Source organism: Pokkaliibacter sp. CJK22405, from assembly GCF_046614695.1.
Classification (GTDB): domain Bacteria; phylum Pseudomonadota; class Gammaproteobacteria; order Pseudomonadales; family Balneatricaceae; genus Pokkaliibacter.
Genome location: NZ_JBKKHQ010000004.1, coordinates 21,243 through 44,358, shown reverse-complemented (window position 1 = coordinate 44,358; position 23,116 = coordinate 21,243). Strand labels below are relative to the sequence as shown.

Sequence of the window (23,116 nt, the reverse complement as noted above, 5' to 3'; positions counted from 1 at the left end):
TAAGAGGTCTCGCTTCAGGCTGGCTCTAGAGCTCAGGCGGGGCACCCGGAGGGGATGTCAGGCTTGAAAAATATCTTTGTGAAGCGCAGTCAGAAGTGTTCAGAGGCCTCTTTATTATTTGGTAAGAACATTACATCAATAGGGCGGTTTTTTCTACAATCGAGGCAGACTCAAGTCAAATATTTTAGTAATATTACCAAAAAGACTCGGGTGCGCTCGGGCATTGGCATTGAGGAAATGATATGAATCCGATCTTGGCGGAAGTGACTGAACGCATCATTAAGCGTAGCCAGTCCAGCCGATCAGCTTATGTAGAATCCATGAAGGCCGCACAAGAGAAGGGGCCATACCGAGGTACTCTTGGGTGCGGTAATCTGGCTCATGGATTTGCAGCTTGTGGTCAACAGGATAAAGAGACCCTCAAGCTGATGAATCAGGCTAACGTAGCCATTGTTTCTTCCTATAACGACATGCTTTCTGCGCATCAACCGTTTGAGCATTTCCCCGCAATTATCAAAGAAGCCGCCCACGAGATGGGATCCGTGGCTCAGTTTGCGGGCGGTGTGCCGGCCATGTGTGACGGTGTTACACAGGGCGAACCCGGTATGGAGTTGTCCCTCTTCTCTCGCGACGTGATTGCTATGTCCACAGCGGTCGCGCTGTCGCACAACATGTTTGATAGTGCACTGTTTTTAGGCGTGTGTGACAAAATTATTCCCGGTCTGGTGATAGGTGCACTGCGTTTTGGTCATCTGCCTGGTGTTTTTGTGCCAGCTGGTCCAATGGTTTCAGGCTTGCCGAACAAGGAAAAAGCACGTATTCGTCAGCTTTTTGCTGAAGGTAAAGTCGGACGAGATGAGCTGCTTGAGGCTGAGTCACAGTCTTACCATAGTCCAGGCACCTGTACGTTCTATGGCACGGCGAATTCGAACCAGATGCTCATGGAAATTATGGGTCTTCACCTGCCGGGCGCAGCTTTCTTCAATCCGAATACGCCAATGCGTGATGCCTTAACCGCAGAAGCTGCTCGTCAGTCGATTCGTAATAGCCATGTGGGAGGCAAGTATCGTCCTCTTTATGAAATTGTCGACGAGAAGAGTGTGGTGAATGCGATTGTTGCTCTGATGGCAACGGGTGGTTCAACTAACCATACGCTTCACTTAATCGCGATGGCTGCAGCTGCAGGTGTTCGTATCGATTGGCAGGACTTTGCAGATATCTCCTCAGTTACTCCGCTTCTATGTCGTATCTATCCCAATGGCCAGGCAGATGTGAATCACTTCCAGGCGGCGGGTGGTGTGGGTTTCCTCGTTCGTGAGCTTCTTGATGCTGGCTTGCTACATGAAGATGTGAAGACTGTCGTCGGAGACTCGCTGCGTGATTACACGAAAGAGCCTTTCGTTGAAGGGGGTAAGCTTGCATGGCGTGAGGCGCCTGAGAACTCCCTTGATGAATCTGTCCTTCGTCCTGTTTCTCGTGCTTTCCATAGGGAAGGTGGTTTGCGTCTTCTGACCGGCAATCTGGGTCGTGGAGTCATTAAGGTCTCCGCTGTAGACGAAGAACACCAGATTGTTGAGGCTCCAGCCCGCGTTTTCCATGACCAGCTGGATCTGGCCGCCGCCTTCAAGCGTGGTGAGCTTGAGTGTGACTTTATTGCGGTCGTGCGCTTTCAGGGGCCTGCGGCATGCGGCATGCCTGAACTCCATAAAATGACGCCCTATCTGGGCGTGTTGCAGGACAAGGGCTTTAAAGTTGCCTTGGTGACAGACGGTCGTATGTCTGGAGCGTCAGGTAAAGTGCCTGCGGCAATCCATGTCTGTCCGGAAGCTGTCAATGGTGGTGCGCTTGCTCGCGTCAAAGATGGTGACATGGTGCGCCTCAATGCAACAACGGGTGAGCTTGCTGTGCTGGTCGATAGTGCCGAGTTTGAAGCTCGTGAGACGGTGACGATGCCTCCATCAATCACTCAGGGCATGGGACGTGAGCTGTTTGCCTGGATGCGTCAGTCTGTGAATGCTGCAGAGCAGGGCGCTACGGTATTTGGGCAGCTGGAGGCTTACCGTGACTAAATGGTCGCTGGTGGGAGATGTCGGCGGAACGAATGCCCGATTTGCTCTGGTAAGAGACAGTGAAGTGGCCCTGCAGTATATCGAGGTGCTGGCCTGTAAGGACTTCGACAATCTCGATGGGGCTGTTGCAGCTTATTTATCCAAGCAAAATGTTGAGGTGTCTGAAGCCTGTATTGCTTTCGCCTGTCCTGTGCATGGTGCAGAGATCAAGATGACCAATAATCATTGGTCTTTTGATAAGGAGACCATGCAGCAGAGATTAGGCCTGAAAACATTTAAATGCCTTAATGATTTTACTGCCATGGCGTTAGGAATGCCTTTGCTGGCAGGTAATGACTTAATGCTGAATGGTGGCAACGCTAAGGCGGCTCCTGATAAGCCAAGACTGGTGATTGGTCCTGGCACAGGCTTAGGGGTTTCTGCGCTGGTGTGGCACAGCGGTCAATGGCTGCCATTATCCACTGAAGGCGGTCATGTTAACTGGGCCCCTGTAGATGAGTGGGAAATGTCGCTCTGGCAATGGTTACGGGAGAAGCATGAACGTATCTCTGCAGAGCGGTTGCTTAGTGGTGCAGGGCTCCTTTTGCTGTATCAGGGGTATTGTGCTTTGCGTGGTCTGCCGGAGCGGTGCGAGAAGCCTGCGGATGTCACGGATCGGGCTATTAAAGAGCGGGACGAGCTCTGTCTGGAAGTTCTGAGTCATTTCTGCCGTATTCTGGGCGGCGTCAGTGGTGATGCTGCGCTGACTTTGGGAGCTTTGGGCGGTGTCTATATCTGCGGCGGGATTGTTCCGCGTTTCCCTGAGTTGTTCGTGCAGAGTGGCTTTCGTGCGCAATTTGAAGCTAAAGGTCGTCTGAGTAGTTATATGAAAGATATTCCCGTGTGGTTGGTGAGGGCGGAGTATCCCGGTTTGATGGGGTCTGCTGCAGGCCTGTTCAACGACGCGGTCTAAGTTTTTGACTGGTGGGGAAGGATCCCCAAGTGCCTTGTGCCGAGAGTAATCTCGGCTTTTTTTTGCCTGTAAGAAACAGGGCTTGTCGTAGAGCTTTGTAGTTCAGTGCACTATGATGCCAAGCGCGACAGGATTATCAGGAGAGAATAATGTCAGTGACTCCTTTGGCTGGGATATTTGGTTGCGAGGGTTTGGAGCTTTCGCAAGCAGAAGCCGCCTTTTTTCGTGAAGCCAACCCACTTGGACTGATTCTATTTAAGCGTAATTGCGAGAGTCCTGAGCAGGTCAAGCGTCTGACCGATAGTTTTCGTGAGGCGGTGGGGCGTCAAGATGCGCCGATACTTATTGATCAAGAGGGAGGGCGAATCCAGCGAATGCAGCCCCCGATATGGCCTCAACATCCTTCTTCTCGCGATATTGGTCTTATCGCTGATAAAGATCTTGAAAGCGGCAAGCGTTTAGCATGGCTTAACGCGCGGCTGATCGGTGATGAGCTTGCTGAAGTTGGGGTTAATGTCGATGCGGCCCCTGTGCTTGATTTATTGGTAAATGGCGCGAATGAAGTTATTGGCTCGCGAGCGTTTTCAATGGTTCCAGAGATTGTTGCCGAGCTGGGGCGTGCCAGTTGTGATGGTTTTCTTGCCTCCGGCATTATCCCGGTCATCAAGCACATGCCAGGTCATGGCTATGCTCAGGCAGACAGTCATATTGAGCTGCCTTTTATTGATCGCTCCGCTGAAGTGCTTTGGGGTGAGGATATGTTGCCGTTTAGGGAGCTGAGTTCTATGCCTTGGGCGATGACGGCTCACATTATGTATCCGTCTCTGGATCCCGAGTTCCCCTGTACGCAGTCCGCACACATTATTTCTCATTGGATCCGCGAGAAAATTGGTTTTCAGGGAGTGCTGATCACTGATTGTATTCATATGAATGCACTTAAAGGTACTCATGCAGAGCGCGCGAAAGCCAGTCTGGATGCTGGAGTAGATCTCATTCTGAACTCTCATGGTTCTGTAAACGAGATGGAAGCGGTTGCTCAAGAGGTTTGTGCTTTGGAAGGCAAGGCTTTGCAGCGTGTCACTCACTCGTTAACGCTGCTTGGGAAGGTGAGGCTTTCTGCGGCTGAACGAGAGGTGATGTTTGCCGAGCGTCAGGAGTTACTTGGCTAAGAATTGTCAGAATCTCAATGGTTCCTCTGAGCGCTTAAGGCAAGAGGTCTTCTGTGCTCAGTGGCGAGAGAAATAGTGCGGAAAAATACAGAATAGATCTGGTGCTTGATAAAGGTGCGATCAGAATATAAAAGCCATGTGTCTTATATTTAATAAGGCTTGGAAAGGGAAGGGTAGATTGAAGAGATCGTGAGTAAGGTCACCGGCCTGCCGATAAGTTTAAGAGCACCCGAAAGCCCTCAGTCCGGCAACCTCCTCACTGGGGCTGTACATTACCTTTTCATTTGCCGAACTGACAAGTGTTTTTTGTAAGTTTAGTAAAAAAAAATGGTAGTTTTAGTGTGTTAACCAAGCGAGACACTCTTTATAGTGTGCCTACTCCATTGAAAGTTTGTTAATAAAACTACAAAAAAGTCGCCTCAAGCCTTGTTGAACGTCTGTGTAGACGTCCATGCTGCTAGCGAACCATACGACCTGGATGTTTTTAAGAGGAAAACCTCACATGAAGTTGAACATGACGCCTGCCTGGCAAGCGCTGCAAGCTCATCGTAATGCCACTAAAGATCTCAACCTGAATACCCTTTTCGCTCAAAGCCCAGATCGCTTCGAGCGCTTTTCACGTTCTCTTCAGGGGTTGAAGTTTGATTTCTCCAAGCAGCTGGTGACTGAAGAAACGCTGCGCAAGTTGATCGCTTTGGCTGAGCAGCAGGGGTTGACTGATCGTATTGCAGACCTGTTTGGCGGTAAAAAGCTCAATATCACTGAGGACCGTCCGGCACTTCACACCGCATTACGTGATCGCTCAATTTATTCTCTTGATGATGATGGTCAGGCTGTCAGCCACGAAGTTCAACGCGTTCTTGACCAGATGCGTCCGTTTGTCGACAAGGCGCGTTCAGGTCAGTTTAAAGGTTTCACTGGTGAAGCGATTCGTGACTTTGTTCATATTGGTGTTGGTGGCTCTGATCTTGGTCCAAATCTGGCGTGCCAGGCCCTCGAGTCAGGTAAGCCTGGTCCTGTAAATATGCACTTTGTCTCCGGTATGGATGGTGTACAGATTGTTGACTTCCTGAACCAGCTGGAGCCTGAAACCACTGCTTTCATTATTACGTCCAAAACTTTCACCACAATCGATACGATGGCCAACGCTGACCGCGCTAAAGCCTGGCTGAAAGCTGCTTGTAGTGACGAAGTTGCGATTGGTCGTCAGTTGGTGGGTATTTCTACTAACAAACAGGCGATGACTGCATACGGCATTCCTGCGTCCCAGCAGTTTGAATTCTGGCAGTGGGTGGGTGGTCGTTACTCCCTGTGGTCTTCCGTTGGGCTGTCAGTTGCTATTTATCTGGGTATGCATGTGTTTGAAGACATGCTGCACGGTGCGTATATCGCTGACCAGCATTTCCGTACTGCGCCAATGGAGCAGAACATTCCCGTTATTATGGCGCTGCTGCATGTGTGGTATCTGAACTTCTGCGGTTGTGGCTCGCGCGTTGTTCTGCCTTATACCAACTGCTTGAAGCATCTGCCTGATTACCTCCAGCAGCTGGAAATGGAATCCTGCGGTAAGAGCGTTAACGTCCGTGGTGAGTGGCTGGATGTTGGTACCTCTGCGGTTATCTGGGGTGAGTTCGGCCCTAACGGTCAGCATGCTTTCTATCAGTCTTTGCATCAGGGCAACCAAATGGTGCCTGCGGACTTTATTCTGGTTTGTAAGCCGCCACGTCCTGAAAACTTTGATCAGCATTTATTGTCTGTTGCCAACTGTATTGCTCAATCTCAGGCGCTGATGACCGGTAAGTCTGAAGATGAAGTGCGTATGCAGCTCAAACAGGAAGGTCTGGATAATGAGCATATTGAGTCGTTGCTGCCTCATCGTATGTATCCTGGTAATCGTCCAAGCTCGACCATTGTTCTGGATCAGCTGACTCCGCGTAATCTGGGTATGCTTATCGCGCTTTATGAACATAAGGTGTTTGCACAGAGCATGATCTGGGAAATTAACCCTTTCGACCAATGGGGTGTTGAGCTTGGTAAACAGCTTTCCAAGAAAATGTTTGAAGAGCTTCAGAGTGGGGATACCAGTTCTCACTATGATGGTTCCACAAAAGGTCTGATGCAGTTGTTCCGTGCGAACACTCAGAACCAATAAGAGTCGTCAGACTCTGAGCTATGAGGGTTAAGGTGTAATGAGTTATCCGCAGTGGCTGAAAGTAGAGCCGTGGGGCGAACATGAGGTGTTGGTTGTTTCTGCACCTCACGCTGAGCTTAAAATCAGCCTCTACGGAGCTCATGTTCTAAGCTATACCCCTCAAGGAAAGTCAGAACTGCTCTGGCTTTCCTCCTCTGCTATTTTCAAAAAAGGAAAAGCGATTCGTGGTGGTATTCCGCTATGCTGGCCGGGTTTTGCAGAAGGCGCGGAACCTTTCCATGGAACTGCCCGAATTTCAGAATGGCAACTTGATAGCTATTCTCTGAATGATCAGTTAGCCACTCTTTCGTTTTCTCCAAAGGTTCAAACCAATCTTGAGGCAACGCTGACTCTGGAAATTTCAGAGCAGTTAATAATGACTCTCTCTACACTCAATCGCAGTAAAGAGTCTTTTCGCTTAACTCAGGCCTTTCATTCTTACTTTGCTGTTTCTGATTATCGTCAGGTGGCGATCGATGGCCTTCAAGGTGCAGTTTTTGAAGAAAAGCTTGAGCAAGGTGCTCGCTATCAGCAGATGGGTGTTCTTAAGCCTTGTCGCGCATTGGATCGAATCTATGGCAGTGCGGGCGAGGTCTCCTTTACTGATTCTGTTACAGGGCGCCAGGTTTCAATAGTCAAGACGGGCAGCAAGAGCACGGTAGTATGGCAGCCTGGTGAGGCTGCTGCAGGAATGGCAGATGTGAGTCAGGACACCGCTGAACAATTTATCTGCATAGAAGTTGCCAATACACATCTTGACCCGGTCATGCTTAAAACGGGTGAATCGAGTCAAATGTATATGAAAATAAGCTGCCTCTAATGATAGGCAGCTTTTCATGTAACCTGTTTCTCTAACTCACTCTTGTACGAATGATCGATTTTCTGCCCAAATAAACGTTTAGTGTTTTCCCATACCTGATCAGTCAGCTCGTTTACTTCAATATCTCGCAATCTCGCAACTACCTGAGCGATATGTTTCATATAAAGAGGCTCATTCCTGCGGCTTTTGGGTCTCGGTTTGATATCCCGTGGTAGCAGGTAGGGTGCATCAGTCTCCAAAAGCAAGCGATCAGCGGGTATATCCTTTACTAAGCGCTGCAACTCAAGCCCTCTTCTCTCATCGCAAACCCATCCCGTGATACCGATATAGAGATCCAGGTCGAGATAGGCATAAAGTGCTTTCTTGTCGCCGGTAAAACAGTGCACAACACCGCAGGTGAAATCGTTGCGATGATGACGAAGGATATCGTGCTGGCGCTCGAAGGCTTCCCTTTCATGCAGAAAAAGCGGTTTATCTGTCGCGGAGCCCACCTCAAGATGCAGAAGAAAGCTTTCCTCTTGGGCATCGCGTGGCGAAAAGTCGCGGTTGAAATCCAACCCTGTCTCTCCGATTGCTAAAACATATGGATCCTTTGCTAGCGCGCTTAATTGCTCGAGCTGATTAGCGGAGAAGTCTTTACTGTAATGGGGGTGAACTCCGGCTGTACTCCAAAGGTTTGCCTCGGGATACTGCTGACAGTAATGGATGGCGGTTTCGCTATCCTTTAACGTCGTTCCGGTAATCAGCATTCCAGCGACATTTTGGTCTGTTGCGCGTTGAAGAACGTCTTCTAAATCCTGATCGAAATCACTATTCGTCAGGTTGGCGCCAATATCGAACAGTTTCATGGCTTGCTCTGATCTGCGTTAGTCTTTACGGTCGTGTAAGCTATACTCGAACTGTTAAATTACGTGTGCTTTACCCGTACTCTGCGTTGTTAAAACGCTGTAATGATGCGGGATGGGATGATAGCAGGCTTGGCAGAGGACCAGTAGGCATGGCCGGTATTCTGGATACAGTTGATCAGCGCACGCAGCTGGTGGGTGAAAACCGACTCGAATTGCTGATGTTTAAAATGCAATCGAGGCAATTGTTTGCATTAAACGTCTTCAAGGTTCAGGAAGTGATGCAGCTTCCTAAACTGACAAAAATGCCGCAAAGCCATCCAGTGGTTTGTGGTGTGGCAAGCTTGCGTGGACAAGCAGTGACCGTCATTGACCTCAGTGCTGCGATAGGTATGAAGCCTATCGATACTACTAAACCCTGTAATTTGATCGTGACCGAGTACAACCGCTCAGTGCAGGGCTTTTTAGTAGGGAGCGTTGACCGAATTATTAATCTCAGTTGGAATTTGATCATGCCTCCACCTGCGACAGCAGGACGTGGTCACTATCTGACTGCCGTTACCCGGCTCGAAGATAATCAGCTGGTTGAAATTATCGACGTAGAGAAAGTGCTGGCGGAAATTGTTAGCTATAACTCCGAAATTTCAGCGGAAGTGCTGGATAAAGATATTGTCGCCATGACTTCGGGTATGAAAGTGCTGGTCGTCGATGACTCAACAACTGCGCGCGCGCAAACAGAAGGCATCCTCACTGCACTTGGTATCGAAGTGATCGAAGCAACGGACGGTGCTCGAGCAATTCAGATGCTGAAAACCTGGGCAGATAAAGGGCACAAAGTGCCTGATGAGTTGTTGATGGTAATCACTGATGCAGAAATGCCAGAGATGGATGGTTATCGTTTGACTCGTGAGATTCGTGAGGATCCGAGGCTCAAGGATCTTTACATCGTGCTTAACACCTCTCTCAGCGGTAGTTTTAATGAAAGCATGGTGCAGAAAGTCGGCTGCGATAAGTTTATCTCCAAGTTTCAGCCTGATGTGATGGCTGCTATTGTCCAGGATCGTGTCAGGGATCTATTGGCGAGGGACTGACCTTGCGATCTTTTACCCAGAAATAAAAAACCCGCGTGATGCGGGTTTTTTATTTGCTCTGTTGGCAAGGTCACGTATTAGGGTGAGTTGCTTGCCACATTTCTGGTGAGTTGCATTTCACTAGGCTTGATCAGCTCAGGCGCTCGTCCCAGCTTCTTCTGATAGATCACTGCGTAGGTCAGTACGTTCTGAACATATTTACGGGTTTCATTGAATGGGATTGTCTCAATCCAGATGTCTGCCGGAAGTTGACCCCGCTCATTGAGCCAGCGGCTCACACGGCTCGGGCCTGCATTATAGGCTGCGGTTGCCAAAATACGGTTGTTGGAGAAGGTGCTGTTTACCTCTGAAAGGTAGTGTGAACCTATCTTGATATTGATGTCCGGATTATAGAGATCCTGCAATGAGGCATCAGGAAGATTGAACTTGCGAATCGTATGCTTTGCTGTTGCCGGCATAAGCTGCATCAACCCGCGGGCGCCGACAGGCGAGTTTGCATCGTAACGGAATGCACTTTCTTGGCGAGAGATAGCGATTACCCAGTCCGGATCAAGAGCAACATTTTGAGCTGCTGCGACGAAGTCCTGACTGTATGCCATCGGGAAACGTACCTGTACATCATCCCAGTAAGCGGCCTTGGCCATCGTAAATATCGATACGAAATACCAGCCCCATTGATCGGCAAGTCGTGCAGCAGCGACTTTCTGCTCACGTGGCATGTTATCCAGAGCACGATACCACTCGCGACGGGACTGCCATTCCTGATCCAGAATTCTCAGCTCAACAGCACGGGCGATAGCGGGAATTCCCATCACTTCGCGCTGTCGTTCACTGCTGACAGGAAGTGGCTGGTGGTTGAGCTGATAGGGTAAGCCCAGTCGTTGGGCGGAGGCGTAGCCATAGAAGCTTCGTTCTTTCGCCAGTTCAGTGAACAAGGTTCGAGCTTGTAAGTCATTGCCTGTTTCACCAAGGCTTCGGGCTTCCCAGTACTTCCAGCGTTCTTCAGCCTGCAAGTCCTTGGGCAAGGTTGCAATCGTTGCTTTTACCATTGGCCAGTTTGATGAGCCTAGCCAGTAACGAAGCACTCGCTGGGCATCATCGTCCTCTGCTGGTCGTTGATATTGCTTAGTTGCAGCCAGATAGCGATCCGGTGCTTTGATCGCCAGTCGGCCAAGTAAGTAATCAACCGTCTCATTTTTCTCTTTATCGCTGGCGAAAAGTTTCTGGCCATGATGAGTAGCGATAGCCAGCGCGGCTTCGGGTTCGGCACGCCCATACTGCTTAAGTGTGTCTACATAGTAGTCAGTCACAATTTTGCCAGGCCGTTTTTTCAGCGCTTCGATGTATTTGCTGACTGTTTCCGGGTGCTCCGAAAGGGCAATCATCGCTTCGGCGTGTGCTTTGGTTGAACCGCTGAGCTGCTTGGCCAGATACTTCGCCAGACCAGACTCATCTTCAGACAGCGCTAGAATCATCCGCTCTTCGATCAGATTCTGTGTCAGCTTCTTGCGAGACTTAAAAGTATTAAAAGGAGCATCACAGGTATCGGGCTGGCTTTTACCCGACAGCCACAAGTCCTTGGTCAGTGCATCCGCATCACTATTTCTTTTCAGCTGATAGAGTGCAAAGGCACGCCAGCAGCTCAGATTGGCACTCAGTTTTTGATCGTCGCTGGCATAGGCGAAATCTTTCCAGCGTTTTGCTCCAACCAGATAATTCAGCCAGCTGCTATATAAGTCCTTTTGTAGCGGGAAGTCCGGGTAGCGTTTCTGAAAATTCTCCAGAGAAGGTTTTTTTAGTCCGCCCAGACCAGACATCAACTCTCGGTATGCCAGGTAAGGGTAAAGCGGATAGCTTTCGAGTTGGCGAGTTAATGCTCTTGCCTCGCCTAATTTGCCTGAGTCGAAGAGTTGTTGTGCCTGAACGTATTGCTGTCTCATGGTATTGAGATCAGGCGCAGGCTGTGAAGAAGCTGCCCCAAAAGATAAAACGGGGAGTGAAGATAACGCGAGTAATCCTAACCTGCAGGCAGAAGCCAGTCGGGTTTTAGGCATGATAAGCATCCTTTCTACCATGGTTCTCATGGCGTGAATCTTTGTTGTTTGCGCGATTGCATACTGGTTTGAACCCACATTTGGGCAAACTCTTCCATGCGAGTAGAATAACTGGCCGATATTCCTACCGCAAAGGGCTGACTGAATGAGCTTGTTACGACTTGATGCAGCTTCACTGTCTTTCGGGACTGAAGCAGCGCTGGATAATCTGAACTTACAGATGGATGCTGGTGAGCGCATCTGTATTCTCGGAAGAAACGGCGCCGGCAAGTCGACTATGCTGCGTGTTATTACCGGGCAGCAACGTCTTGATAGTGGAGAGGTCTGGGTGCGTCCTGGCGCCCGGGTAGGAATGTTAGAGCAGGAGCTTCCGGAAGGAGATCAGGAAACTGTTGAGCAGATCGTCATGCAGGGGGCTTCCGAAGCCTATCGTCTGCTGACTGCCTATCATGAGGAAGCGCAGTCTGCTGACATCAATATGGACAGACTTGAGCGTCTTCAACATCAGTTGGAAGCGGTTGGCGGCTGGGAGCTGGAGCAGAAAACGAAGACGCTTTTGGAAAGACTGGATCTGCCTGGGCAAAAAACACTCTCTGAACTATCGGGTGGGTGGCGACGTCGGGTCATGCTGGCTCGTGCTTTGATTAATGAGCCCGATCTTCTGCTACTGGATGAACCTACAAACCATTTGGATCTACTCGCCATCAGCTGGCTTGAATCTGTTCTGAACGATTTCAAAGGCGCTGTCCTCTTCATTACCCACGACCGGGCTTTTCTACAGAACGTTGCGAATAAGATATGGGAACTCGACCGGGGTAATATCTACCCGTTCAATGGCACTTATCATGACTTTCTTGCTTACCGCGAAAAGCGTCTGGAAGAAGAAGAGCGCAATAACGCACTTTTTGATAAAAAGCTTGCGCAGGAAGAGGCCTGGATTCGTCAGGGTATCAAAGCGCGCCGCACCCGTAACGAAGGACGAGTTCGTGCACTTAAAAAACTACGTAATGAATATGCTGACCGGCGTAATCGTTTAGGAAAAGCCAAGATGAGTCTTGAGGAGGCTGATACCTCCGGCAAGCTGGTCTGTGAGCTGGAGAAAGCGTCAGTCTCAATGGGCGGGCGTGAAATTATTTCGCCGATGACGACGCGTATTCAGCGAGGCGACCGTATCGGTATCATTGGTGCTAACGGTGCTGGTAAAAGTACGCTGTTAAAACTGCTTCTTGGCAGGCTTAAGCCTACGTCAGGCACTGTGCGCTCAGGTACTAAACTGGAAATTGCTTACTTCGACCAGTTGCGGGATCAACTGGACTTATCTCAGACTCCTATTGAAAACCTCAGTGAAGGTCGTGAGTTTATCGAGATTGGCGGTCAGCGTAAGCATATTATGGGCTATCTCGGTGAATTCCTGTTCTCACCTGAAAGAGCCCGTACTCCAGTCAGAGCCTTGTCAGGTGGTGAGCGCAACCGATTGCTATTGGCAAAACTCTTTAGTAAACCCGCCAACCTCTTGGTCATGGACGAACCTACCAATGATCTGGATATTGAAACGCTTGAGCTGCTTGAAGAAGTGTTGACCGAGTTTGATGGGACTTTGCTTCTTGTCAGTCACGATAGGGAGTTTCTGGATAAAGTCGTCACTAGCACCTTTGTGCTGGATGGGTCAGGCAAGGTCGATGAGTTTGTCGGCGGCTTTGATGACTGGTTATTTCAGGGAGGCGACATCGGGCTGCTGAAAGGGCGTGATCAATTTGAGCAGGGGATGTCAGCTTCTGAGCAGCCGTCTTTGCCTGATCCAGAAAGCAACTCTTCAGTTAAAAATGAAGAAGCAACAATAAAAAAGGCGAGCGTAAAGCTTAGCTATAAGTTGCAGCGAGAACTGGATGCGCTTCCTGCCACTCTGGAAAAACTGGAAGCTGAATTAGAGTCTTTGTCTGCTGAGGTTTCTTCCCCTGATTTCTATCAGCAGGAGAATGCTTTTGTGACAGCTCGTTTGGCTGCCTTGTCTGAAAAAGAAGAGGAGCTTAATCATGCGATGGAGCGTTGGGTTGAGCTTGAAGCGATGCAAGAAAGCTGAGTAAACAGGTTCATTTCACGTTAAGGTGCCTAGTAAAAAAGCCGCTCAGGGAGCGGCTTTTTCTGGTAGAGAGGCTTTTAGCTATCACTACCAACGTGAACAGCGAGCACATCACACTTGGCACCATGCAATACACTATTAGATGTTGAGCCTAGCAGGAGTGCGAAGCCGTGCCTTCCATGACTGCCGACAACAATCAGGTCACATCCTAGTTTTTCTGCGTGTCGATGAATCTCAGTTTCTGTATGGCCTGTCGCGACGATAAGCTCGCTAGGCTTAACCTTCATATGAGAAGCAAAGCTTTCAAGACGAGTTTGTGCATGCTCTTCAAGCTGGCTTTGGATATTGCTTAAATCCATGGGGACGTCACCGCCGTAAGCAAAGCTCAGGGGTTCGATAACGTGAATGACAGAGAGTGAGGCGCCACTATTGGAGGCGATGGTAGCTGCTTTTTGTCCAACAAGATCGGCTTCCTCTGTGAGATCAACCGCAAGAAGAATGTGTTCGTAACTGCGAATGTAGTCGTTCATGACTTAGCTCCCTCAAAAGTCTCAAATCGACGGTGTAGCGCTGGCTCACCGCATGGAATGTTTCTACTATATCGCTTACTGCTTCTATATATGTGGCTTGACTGCATCATCTTCATGGTTAGCCAGTTCAAGATATCAATAATTGATCTGAATCAAATCAGTAATAACAAGGAAATTCTCAATGGGACTGGCAATAAGTGTGCTGGTGATTGTCTTGCTGATGGGATCTATCTTCTGGGTGATGCCATCAGCTGCTCAGAAAAGAGTCATGAACCTGCGACAAAATGCCCTGAGCATGGGGTTAAGGCCCTCAGTACAGAGAATCACTAGAATTCGTGAGCCTGGTGAGTCAGAAGTGTTACCTCAAAGTCTTCTTCTATATAGCAAGCTCAGACAACAAACCTGCCAGCGTATGACATGGCAACTTGAAAGACGGGAGGGTTTTGACCCCGTGACAGGAGTTAATGGTTGGTTCTGGAAAGACAAGCCAGCAGAGCTGGCAGAAAAAGATGAGACGCATCTACGAGAAATTTTGTCTCAAGTTCCCGCATCCGTCGATCTTGTTTTAGTCAGTTCTATGGGAGTATCACTGCATTGGAATGAGAAAAACCCTGAATTGCTAAGTGAAATAAATCGATTAGCTGAATCAATATTGGCAAAACTCTAATTCAGAAAAACTTATTTTTGGTTGTTTTTTGATCGTTTTTTCGCTTTTTTGGTGTTTTTTTTTTATTTGGGTGCAGTGTGAGAGCTTGCGCCATGCCAATTGACATATTATTCTTCGAGCAATTCTGTTTCCTTTTGCAATGTCTTGAGGTTACAGATTGCAGTTTTAAAGGATCAACGGAGAGACAGTTTACTGACTTTCCTTGTGTGTGCCGGATACAGCGATAAAGTAGGTCTCTTTCAGTCAATTTTGAAGCGCTGAAGGATTGACTCATACTGTTGTAAATGGTTTGATTTGGAAGGCGTTATCCACTATCTTGTGCGAGGGTGTGTGTAACGCAACTACTAAATTAACAAAGCACGTTAATACTGAAGGGGAAATTTGAATGAAGAAGTCAATCATTGCTCTGGCTGTTGCTGGTGCTCTGGCTGCTCCTGCTATCTCCATGGCAGACGCTACTCTGTACGGTCGTATCCACGAGCGTGTTGTTTTCCAAGAAAGCAACGATGCAGCAATCCAGAATGCTGGACACCGTCTGGGCGTTAAAGGCGAGTCCGAAATGGACAGCGGCCTGACCGCTTTCTACCAATTGGAAACTGAATACCAGAGCATGGACGACACTGCGTCTCAGGCTGCTAGCGGCGCTCCTGCTGCTGACCTGCACGTTCGTCTGGCGTTCGCTGGTGTTAAAGGTGACTTCGGTACCGTTACCGTTGGTCGTCTGAACAACCCTTACTCTGACATCTACACCGCTGACATCTTCGAATACAACTCCGGTATCTACGAAGCAAGCACCTTCCGTCTGGGTAATGCGATCACTTACGCAACTCCTGATATGAACGGTTTCGGTGCGGCTGTTGGTCTGTCTGCTACTGGCGAAGGCGATAGCGATACCTACAACGATGCTGACTCTTACCTGGCGCAGGTTCACTACTCTGCGAACGGTCTGACTGCAGTTGCAGCTTACCAGTCTTACAACAGCACTGATGCAAGCGGCGACACTGAGGACGATTACGGTCTGGGTCTGTCCTACACTGTTAACAACCTGCTGTTCGCTGGTTACTACGAGCATTCAGAAAACGACGCTTCTGAAGACGTAGACAACTGGGATCTGGCTGTTCAGTACACTATGGACAAAACCAAGCTGGGCTTCCTGTACGGCGAGTCTGATAAAGACAGCAACGACGAGCAGCGTGCAATGGTTGGTGTTTACCACGACCTGGGCGGCGGTGCAGACATCTATGCTGAATACGGCATCTATGATGATGACAACGGCACTAACGACGACGACAACGTAGTTGTTGGTTACCGTATCAAGTTCTAAGAATTTTTCTTAGAAATAGAAAAACCCCGCTGTTGCGGGGTTTTTTGTTATCTGGTCTAATACTGGCTAAGGTTGTAACCTCTTTTTTCATCGTGTAAGGAAAAGCCTGTGGCCTCCAAGATAGCACTAGCTACAGCTATTACTCTTTCAATTGCTGCAACTACTGCAGTAGCTGATCCGAGTGGAGTAGCGCAAGACCAGGTCTATACACAGTCCTTGTCTAGTCAGGATCCGCTGGAAGGACTCAATCGAGTAATCTTCAGCTTTAACAGAAATCTTGATACCTACCTTCTGAAGCCTGTTGCTCAAGGGTATCATGCTGTTACCCCAGATATTGTTGAGAAGGGAATTGGGAACTTCTTTAACAATCTTGGAGAAATATCCAATATCGCCAATAATCTTTTGCAGTGCAAAATTGACAACAGTTTGCAAAGTTTCAGTCGGTTTGTGTTTAACTCGACTTTTGGTTTGGCTGGCTTAATCGATGTGGCTACGCCTATGGGTATCCCTGAGCATGATGAAGATTTCGGTCAAACATTAGGCTACTGGGGAGTCGGGTCAGGTCCTTATCTGATGTTGCCTTTATTTGGTCCAAGTTCTCTGCGTGATTCAGCGGGGCTTGTGTTTGACTATCAAGTTAGTCCTACAACGCAGATCAATGATGACGGTACCCGTTTAGGGTTGTCAGCCCTAAAAGTAGTAAGTAAAAGAGCGTCTTTGCTAGGTAAAGAGCGTCTCATTGAAGGTGATGATTACCTTTACATACGTAATGCCTATCTTCAGCATCGTGAATATGAAGTTCATGATGGTGATGTCCAAGACAGTTTTAATACTGACTTTTAATCAGACTATGACCCTGCTGCCAGAGAGCTTCATCGTATGAGCGATGCCGATGTATTGCTTGTAGCAGGGCGTTATCTTGCTACTGAGCAGATTGCAGAATATCTGGAAAAGCAAAATCTCCGAGTCATCTGGGCAGATAAGCCCGGTGAAGTGCGTGAGATTATGTCTGCTCAAAGCTTCAAGGTTGTTCTTTGTAGCTTGAATCTAAAGCAGGGCGTGGGTCTTGATGTACTACGTTATCTTGTCGAAACTTTTCCTAGCCTGCCTGTAATCATGATGGCACAGTCAGCCATTCTGCAGGATGTGTTGAATGCACTTCGTTCAGGTGCCTGTGATTTTTTTATTCAGCCGCAGTACGATCTTCCCTCGTTATTTCGCTCTATTAAGAAAAACGTCCGTAAGTATCGGGCTTTGGTCGATAACGAAGCATATAAAGCTGCTTTGGAAGAGAACAATATCCAGCTTCAGCTCAGTCTTAAAGAACTTGAGAATGATCAGAAAGCAGGTCGTCATGTTCAGCAGAGAATGTTTCCAGCAGCTGATCTGGACAGTAATGGCTTTCACTTCTCTCATCAGCTAATACCTTCGCTCTATCTAAGCGGAGACTTCATCGACTATATTCCTCTTAATCTTCAGCTCACTATTTTTTATCTGGCTGATATCTCTGGTCATGGTGCCTCCTCAGCGTTTGTCACGGTGCTTCTAAAAAATCTGTCCGCTCGCTTTATCAAGAATTATAAAAAGTATGGTGTCGAAGGACCGGTATCTCCGCTACTTATGTTAAAGAGAATTAACCAAGAGCTGCTTGATACCCCACTGGGTAAACACATGACGATTTTTATTGGTGTGCTGGATACCCAGAGTCAGGTACTGCGTTATTCGATCGGTGGTCATTACCCACTGCCTTTAGTGTCGCAGGGTGATAGCATTCAGTTTCTTAGTGGTGGTGGAATGCCTGTGGGGCTTTTTCCAGACCCGCACTTTGAAGAGCATGAGCTGGCACTGAACCCTGATGAGCCGTTTTCTGTCACGGTTTTTAGTGACGGGATTCTTGAAGTGTTGGAAGGTCGGCTCCAAGAAAAAGAGCAACAACTGATGGATCTGGTTCGAGATACGAATCATGACCCCCAAGCAATTTCTGATGCGCTGGATCTGACAGCAGTAGAGCTGCCTGATGACATTGCCATCCTCAGTGTTAGAAAGAATTAGTATGCATTCTGGAAAGATTCTTGTTGCAGAGCATCATGGGGCTTATGTCCTTAAGTTTCAGGGAGATGTGCGTTTGACGCTATGCGCATCACTGGACCATTTTCTTGATGCCATGTTTGCAGATCCGGGCTTTAAGTCAGTATTGATTGATCTGACTGAGACTGATGGTATCGATAGCACTTCGTTGGGACTGCTGGCGAAAATTTCTCTCAAGATGCAGCAGCAGTACCATTTACTGCCCACAATTTTATCTATCAATGAAGATATCACGCGAATCTTGCTGAGCATGGGTTTTGATAAAGTTTTCATGCTCATAAAGGATTGCGAGAGTTTACAGGCAGGCTTGAAGGAGATGCCGATGGTTGATGGCTCTGAGGACACGGTGCGAAATACTATAATCGAAGCTCACCGTACACTGATGAGCCTCAATGATAAGAACCGTGATGCCTTTAAGGATTTGGTCAGTAGTCTTGAAGGTTGCTAGGCTTGATCTTGATTGCGTTCGACTAAGGCAATTGCGTCGCGAAGTGTTATTAGAGATGCGCCTGCCCGGGTGGCATTTTCACTCAGATGACGGCGGAATTTTCTTCCTCCTGGGATGCCATTAAATGCGCCTAATAGATGGCGAGTAATATGGTTAAGCTTGCCGCCATTCTCTAAATGCCGTTCTACATAAGCTGTATATTCTTCCAATACCGCCCACATTTCGGATGAAGGGTTCTGGCCGTTAAATAGCCTACGATCCACATCCATTAACATCGTGGGATTGCCATATGCTTCTCGCCCCACCATTACGCCATCGACATACTCAAGGTGTGCTTCAGCTTCATCAAGCGTCTTAATTCCACCATTAATGATGATCTCAAGGTCTGAGAAGTCCTTCTTAAGCTGATAGACACGAGAGTAGTCCAGTGGTGGAATTTCCCTGTTTTCTTTTGGGCTAAGGCCCGAAAGTATGGCCTTGCGAGCATGTGCAATAAAAGTGCTGCATCCGGCACTTTTAACGATATCGACAAAGCGAACAAGAAAGTCATAGCTATCCTGGTCGTCAATTCCTATACGGTGCTTTACGGTAACCGGAAGAGAGGTCGCTGATTTCATTGCGGCTACGCACTCCGCTACCAGCTCAGGATGAGCCATCAGGCAAGCGCCGATCATATTGTTTTGGACACGATCGCTTGGGCAGCCAACATTAAGATTGATTTCATCGTAGCCATAGGCTTCGCAAAGCTTCGCCGCTTTAGCGAGCTCATTAGGATTACTCCCGCCAAGCTGAACTGCAATCGGATGTTCAAAGGGAGCGTTGAATGACAGATGGCGTTCTGCATCGCCATGAAGTATTGCACCTGTTGTCACCATCTCAGTGTAGAGCAGAGTATGTCTGGTTAAGTGACGGGCAAAGGTGCGGTAGTGTTTATCCGTCCAATCCATCATGGGGGCGATAGAAAAACGGCGATTAGGCTGGTCTGGAAAAAAAGGTGCAGGTATCGACATACGACATCAATAAATCAGGCGGCTGTAAACTGCACATGTTACCACAGGCACCTGGAAATGATCTCAGCCATGTCCACTTACGAGTGAAAGGCCGCTGCCAGAAGCTCCCGAGTATATTCCTTTTGGGGCCGGATAAAGATGTTCTCGCAGTCCCCGGCTTCGATAACTGCCCCTTGGTGCATGACAAGTATTCTGTGGCTAAGTGCTTTTACCACTGCTAGGTCATGGCTGATGAACAGATAACTCAGCCGATACTTCTGCTGTAGTGATCTTAATAACTCAATAATTTGCTGTTGGACTGTTCTGTCGAGAGCTGAGGTCGGCTCATCTAGAACCAGAATTTCTGGCTTGAGTACCAAAGCGCGAGCGATGCTGACACGCTGACGCTGGCCGCCTGAAAGTTCGTGAGGGTAGCGATGCTCAGTGTTCGAAGGTAAGCCAACATCATGCAATGCTGACTGAATGGCTTGAGCACGTGCAGTTGGGTGAAGCGGGTTATGAATATCCAGCCCCTCAGCAATGATCTCGCCAACACTTAAGCGAGGGCTAAGACTGCCGTAGGGATCCTGAAATACCATTTGTAGTTGTGAGCGATAAGGTAAGAACTGCTTCTGGCTCAGAGCAAGAATATTTTTGCCTTGAAGTGTCAGCTCTCCACGGGCTTTGATTAAGCGCATAATGGCTAGGCCCAGGGTTGTCTTGCCTGATCCGGATTCTCCTACAATACCCAGGGTTTCGCCTTTTCGCAGGGAAAGGTCTATACCTTTTAACGCTGCAAACTTAGTGCTCCTGCCAAATAGTTTTCGCTGCCTAACAAATTCAACCTGAATATTGTCACCCTCCAGCAATACTGCTGCATCATCTTTGATCCGGAAGGGTTTTCCTTCTGGTTGGGCAGATAATAGTCTCTTGGTGTATTCCGTTTCCGGATAACTAAAGAGAAATTCCGTGTTCGCTGTTTCCTGATGTTTTCCCTGAAACAGAACGCATACGCGATCGGAATAATGCTTTACCACACCCAGATCATGTGTGATCAGCAAGATTGCCATGCCCAAGCGCTCTCTGAGTTCTAGCAGCAGATCCAGAATCTGCTTCTGGACAGTGACATCAAGAGCGGTTGTTGGCTCATCCGCAATCAAGAGTTTGGGCTCATTCGCCAAAGCCATGGCAATCATGACCCTTTGGCGCTGTCCGCCCGAGAGTTCATGAGGGAAGCGCTTCATTAGCATCTCGGGCTCAGGAAGTTTGACCCAGTTCAGCAGTTCGATAATCCGACTCTTTTGTTCTGCCTTGGGCAGACCACGATGAAGGCTTAGGATCTCACTGATCTGCTTCTCAACCGTATGTAGCGGGTTTAGCGAAGTCATGGGCTCCTGAAATATCATCGCCATTTCCTGTCCGCGAACTTGGCGCCAGCGCCGCTCGTTCAAGTTAAGAAGTGATTCACTGTGAAGTGATATCTCTGCTGCTTGAAGAGAAAACGTATGCTGTGGCAGTAAGCCCATCAAGGCTTGCGCTGTAAGCGATTTGCCTGAGCCAGACTCTCCCACAAGTGCCAGAATCTCACCGGATTGGATGCTCAGACTCAGATTGTCGACCAGGGTCTCATTTTTAACACGGATGCTGAGATCCCTGATGGTGATCAGTGGTTCATTCATGCTCATCGAAAGGTGCTCCTGGGATCGAAGGCATCACGAACCGCTTCTCCAATGAAGATCAGTAACGTGAGCATGAGTGAAAGTACGACAAAGGCTGATATGCCAAGCCATGGGGCTTGTAGGTTATTTTTGCCCTGTTCCAGTAATTCACCCAGAGAAGGTGAGCCGACGGGCAGACCAAAACCGAGAAAGTCCAGCGAGGTGAGAGTGACCAGGCTGCCGTTAAAGATAAAGGGCATGAAGGTCAGTGTCGCGACCATGGCGTTAGGCAGCATGTGTTTGAACATAATGCGTTTATTGCTCATCCCTAATGCTTTGGCTGCGCGTACATATTCGAGATTTCTGCTACGTAAAAATTCGGCGCGGACAACATCAACTAAACTCATCCAGGAGAACAGCAGCATGATCCCTAGTAGCCACCAAAAGTTAGGCTGAACCATATTGCTGAGAATAATGAGTAGGAAAAGTACAGGGAGACCGGACCAGATCTCGATAAAGCGTTGCATAATCAGGTCAGTCTTCCCGCCATAAAAACCCTGTAATGCACCAGCAATCACGCCAATGACAGAAGAGGCTATGGTCAGAATCAGAGCAAAGAGCATCGAGATTCTGAAGCCATAAATCACGCGAGCGAGTACGTCGCGCCCTTGATCATCGGTTCCAAGCCAGTCTGTTGCCGAGGGTGGGGAAGGCGCTGGTGTAGGCAAATCATAATTGATCGTATCGTAGCTAAAGCGTATTGGTGGCCACACCATCCAGCCGTTATCGTTAATCTTTTTGGCGATAAACGGATCTTTGTAGTCGGCGTACATATCGAACTCACCATCAAAGGTTAGCTCTGAATAGTTGTGCCAAAGCGGGAAGTAGAACTCGTCTTGATATCGCGCAATCAGCGGTTTGTCGTTCGCAATCAACTCTGCCCCGAGGCTAAGAATAAAAAGGACTAGCAGTAGCCAGAAGGACCAGAAACCACGGCGATGACTGCAGAAAATCTGTAACCTACGCTGATTAATGGGCGAGAGCTTTTTGATCGAGGGCATGAATCTCATTAGTTGCGGCTCTCAAAGTCGATGCGCGGATCAATCAGCACGTAGGTGATGTCGCTGAGTAATTTCAGCACCAAACCAATGAGCGTGAAAATAAACAGGGTTCCAAATACTACGGGATAGTCCCGGTTCATAACGGATTCAAAGCCGAGTAAACCCAAACCGTCCAGAGAGAAGATGACTTCAACCAGCATGGAGCCGGTAAAGAAAATACCGATTAGTGCCGCTGGCAGGCCTGCGATGACGAGAAGCATGGCATTACGGAATACGTGCCCATAAAGCACTCGTTTTTCTGAAGCGCCTTTGGCTCGGGCTGTCATGACATATTGTTTATGGATTTCATCCAGAAAACTGTTCTTGGTCAGCATTGTCATAGTGGCAAAGCTGGAAATGACGGATGCCAGTACTGGTAGGGTGATATGCCAGAGATAGTCCTTGACCTTTCCCCAGGCACTTAGCTGATCGAAGTCTGTTGAGGTGAGGCCTCGAAGTGGAAACCAGTCAAAGTAGGTTCCACCAGCGAAAAGCACGATCAGCAGTATGGCAAACAGGAAATTAGGAATCGCGTAACCGAGGGTAATTGCTGTACTCGACCAGACATCAAAGCGACTGCCGTGATGTACCGCCTTGCGTATACCAAGTGGGATTGATACCAGATAAGTGATCAGCGTAGTCCAAAGCCCGATAGATATAGAGACGGGAAGCTTTTCCTTAATTAGCTGCCACACTGTTTTGTCTGAGTAAAAACTGGTGCCAAAGTCGAGCCGGGCATACTGTTTGATCATCAGCCAAAAACGCTCCACTGGCGGCTTATCAAAGCCGTACTGCGCCTCTATCCGCTTAATCAGCTCCGGGTCCAGCCCCCGTGCGCTTCTTCCTTCCTGATGTGTATTCATCACGCTGCTGCCATCAGAGGCTAATCGATTGCCATTGGCATTAATCCCTTGTAGCTGGGCGATAGCGCGCTCAACCGGGCCGCCGGGGGCTGCCTGAATAATGATGAAGTTCAGTAGCAGAATCCCGAACAATGTAGGGATCATCAGGAGCAGGCGTCGAAAGATATAAGCGGCCATG

At 48.5% G+C, this 23,116-nt stretch carries 19 protein-coding genes; 12 read left to right on the top strand and 7 right to left on the bottom strand.

What is annotated here, in order from left to right; translation table 11 throughout:
• The first annotated feature begins 242 nt into the window (after positions 1–242).
• The 5 genes from edd to ACKC9G_RS02690 all read left to right on the top strand — a co-directional run bounded on the left by edd (position 243) and on the right by ACKC9G_RS02690 (position 7,201).
• Positions 243–2,069, top strand: coding sequence for a phosphogluconate dehydratase (edd, locus tag ACKC9G_RS02710; protein WP_411403402.1), 1,827 nt, complete (start codon positions 243–245; stop codon positions 2,067–2,069).
• Entirely contained in the window at positions 2,062–3,021 is a 960-nt protein-coding gene (gene glk, locus ACKC9G_RS02705) for a glucokinase (RefSeq protein WP_411403401.1), read from the top strand. Before edd ends, glk begins: the two co-directional genes overlap by 8 nt.
• A gap of 149 nt (positions 3,022–3,170) precedes the next feature.
• Positions 3,171–4,190 (top strand): beta-N-acetylhexosaminidase, encoded by a 1,020-nt coding sequence (gene nagZ / locus ACKC9G_RS02700; protein ID WP_411403400.1) that lies wholly within the window; start codon positions 3,171–3,173, stop codon positions 4,188–4,190.
• A 502-nt stretch (positions 4,191–4,692) separates the two neighbouring features.
• Entirely contained in the window at positions 4,693–6,342 is a 1,650-nt protein-coding gene (gene pgi / locus ACKC9G_RS02695; RefSeq protein WP_411403399.1) for a glucose-6-phosphate isomerase, read from the top strand.
• Between the two features lie 37 nt (positions 6,343–6,379).
• Positions 6,380–7,201 (top strand): D-hexose-6-phosphate mutarotase, encoded by an 822-nt coding sequence (locus tag ACKC9G_RS02690; RefSeq protein WP_411403398.1) that lies wholly within the window; start codon positions 6,380–6,382, stop codon positions 7,199–7,201.
• 14 nt (positions 7,202–7,215) lie between these two features.
• On the opposite strand, the gene ACKC9G_RS02685 is transcribed toward ACKC9G_RS02690, so the two are convergent.
• The gene (locus ACKC9G_RS02685) at positions 7,216–8,049 is read right to left on the bottom strand and encodes a TatD family hydrolase (RefSeq protein ID WP_411403397.1); all 834 of its coding nucleotides are present in this window, start codon (positions 8,047–8,049) and stop codon (positions 7,216–7,218) included.
• A gap of 149 nt (positions 8,050–8,198) precedes the next feature.
• Between ACKC9G_RS02685 and ACKC9G_RS02680 the strand changes: the two genes are divergently transcribed.
• The gene (locus tag ACKC9G_RS02680) at positions 8,199–9,137 is read left to right on the top strand and encodes a chemotaxis protein CheV (RefSeq protein WP_411403396.1); all 939 of its coding nucleotides are present in this window, start codon (positions 8,199–8,201) and stop codon (positions 9,135–9,137) included.
• Between the two features lie 77 nt (positions 9,138–9,214).
• Here ACKC9G_RS02680 and ACKC9G_RS02675 read toward each other — a convergent pair whose 3' ends face one another.
• A complete protein-coding gene (locus ACKC9G_RS02675; protein ID WP_411403395.1) occupies positions 9,215–11,077 on the bottom strand; it encodes a transglycosylase SLT domain-containing protein in 1,863 nt (620 codons plus the stop codon).
• Positions 11,078–11,336: 259 nt separating this feature from the next.
• Between ACKC9G_RS02675 and ACKC9G_RS02670 the strand changes: the two genes are divergently transcribed.
• Positions 11,337–13,271, top strand: a complete 1,935-nt coding sequence (locus ACKC9G_RS02670) for an ATP-binding cassette domain-containing protein (protein ID WP_411403394.1) — start codon at positions 11,337–11,339, stop codon at positions 13,269–13,271.
• A gap of 77 nt (positions 13,272–13,348) precedes the next feature.
• Here the strand turns inward: ACKC9G_RS02670 and ACKC9G_RS02665 are convergent, their stop codons facing one another.
• Positions 13,349–13,801 carry a universal stress protein gene (locus ACKC9G_RS02665; RefSeq protein ID WP_411403393.1) on the bottom strand — a complete coding sequence of 151 codons (453 nt, stop codon included), beginning with the start codon at positions 13,799–13,801 and terminating at the stop codon, positions 13,349–13,351.
• A gap of 181 nt (positions 13,802–13,982) precedes the next feature.
• Here ACKC9G_RS02665 and ACKC9G_RS02660 point away from each other — a divergent pair, with 181 nt between their 5' ends.
• The 5 genes from ACKC9G_RS02660 to ACKC9G_RS02640 all read left to right on the top strand — a co-directional run bounded on the left by ACKC9G_RS02660 (position 13,983) and on the right by ACKC9G_RS02640 (position 18,328).
• Positions 13,983–14,468, top strand: coding sequence for a hypothetical protein (locus ACKC9G_RS02660; protein WP_411403392.1), 486 nt, complete (start codon positions 13,983–13,985; stop codon positions 14,466–14,468).
• A 385-nt stretch (positions 14,469–14,853) separates the two neighbouring features.
• Complete coding sequence (locus ACKC9G_RS02655; RefSeq protein WP_411403391.1) at positions 14,854–15,792, top strand: porin; 939 nt, start codon at positions 14,854–14,856, stop codon at positions 15,790–15,792.
• Positions 15,793–15,900: 108 nt separating this feature from the next.
• Positions 15,901–16,635: a VacJ family lipoprotein gene (locus ACKC9G_RS02650; RefSeq protein WP_411403390.1), complete on the top strand. Its 735-nt coding sequence runs from the start codon at positions 15,901–15,903 to the stop codon at positions 16,633–16,635.
• A 36-nt stretch (positions 16,636–16,671) separates the two neighbouring features.
• Positions 16,672–17,844, top strand: coding sequence for a SpoIIE family protein phosphatase (locus ACKC9G_RS02645; protein ID WP_411403389.1), 1,173 nt, complete (start codon positions 16,672–16,674; stop codon positions 17,842–17,844).
• 1 nt (position 17,845) lies between these two features.
• Positions 17,846–18,328: an STAS domain-containing protein gene (locus ACKC9G_RS02640; protein WP_411403388.1), complete on the top strand. Its 483-nt coding sequence runs from the start codon at positions 17,846–17,848 to the stop codon at positions 18,326–18,328.
• Here ACKC9G_RS02640 and dusA read toward each other — a convergent pair.
• The 4 genes from dusA to ACKC9G_RS02620 form a co-directional block, all read right to left on the bottom strand.
• Positions 18,325–19,338 (bottom strand): tRNA dihydrouridine(20/20a) synthase DusA, encoded by a 1,014-nt coding sequence (gene dusA, locus ACKC9G_RS02635; protein WP_411403387.1) that lies wholly within the window; start codon positions 19,336–19,338, stop codon positions 18,325–18,327. The genes ACKC9G_RS02640 and dusA overlap by 4 nt on opposite strands.
• 77 nt (positions 19,339–19,415) lie before the next feature.
• Positions 19,416–21,002, bottom strand: a complete 1,587-nt coding sequence (locus tag ACKC9G_RS02630; RefSeq protein ID WP_411403386.1) for an ABC transporter ATP-binding protein — start codon at positions 21,000–21,002, stop codon at positions 19,416–19,418.
• Positions 20,999–22,036, bottom strand: a complete 1,038-nt coding sequence (locus ACKC9G_RS02625; RefSeq protein ID WP_411403385.1) for an ABC transporter permease — start codon at positions 22,034–22,036, stop codon at positions 20,999–21,001. Before ACKC9G_RS02625 ends, ACKC9G_RS02630 begins: the two co-directional genes overlap by 4 nt.
• 8 nt (positions 22,037–22,044) lie before the next feature.
• Positions 22,045–23,115: a microcin C ABC transporter permease YejB gene (locus ACKC9G_RS02620; RefSeq protein ID WP_411403384.1), complete on the bottom strand. Its 1,071-nt coding sequence runs from the start codon at positions 23,113–23,115 to the stop codon at positions 22,045–22,047.
• Position 23,116: the final 1 nt, after the last annotated feature.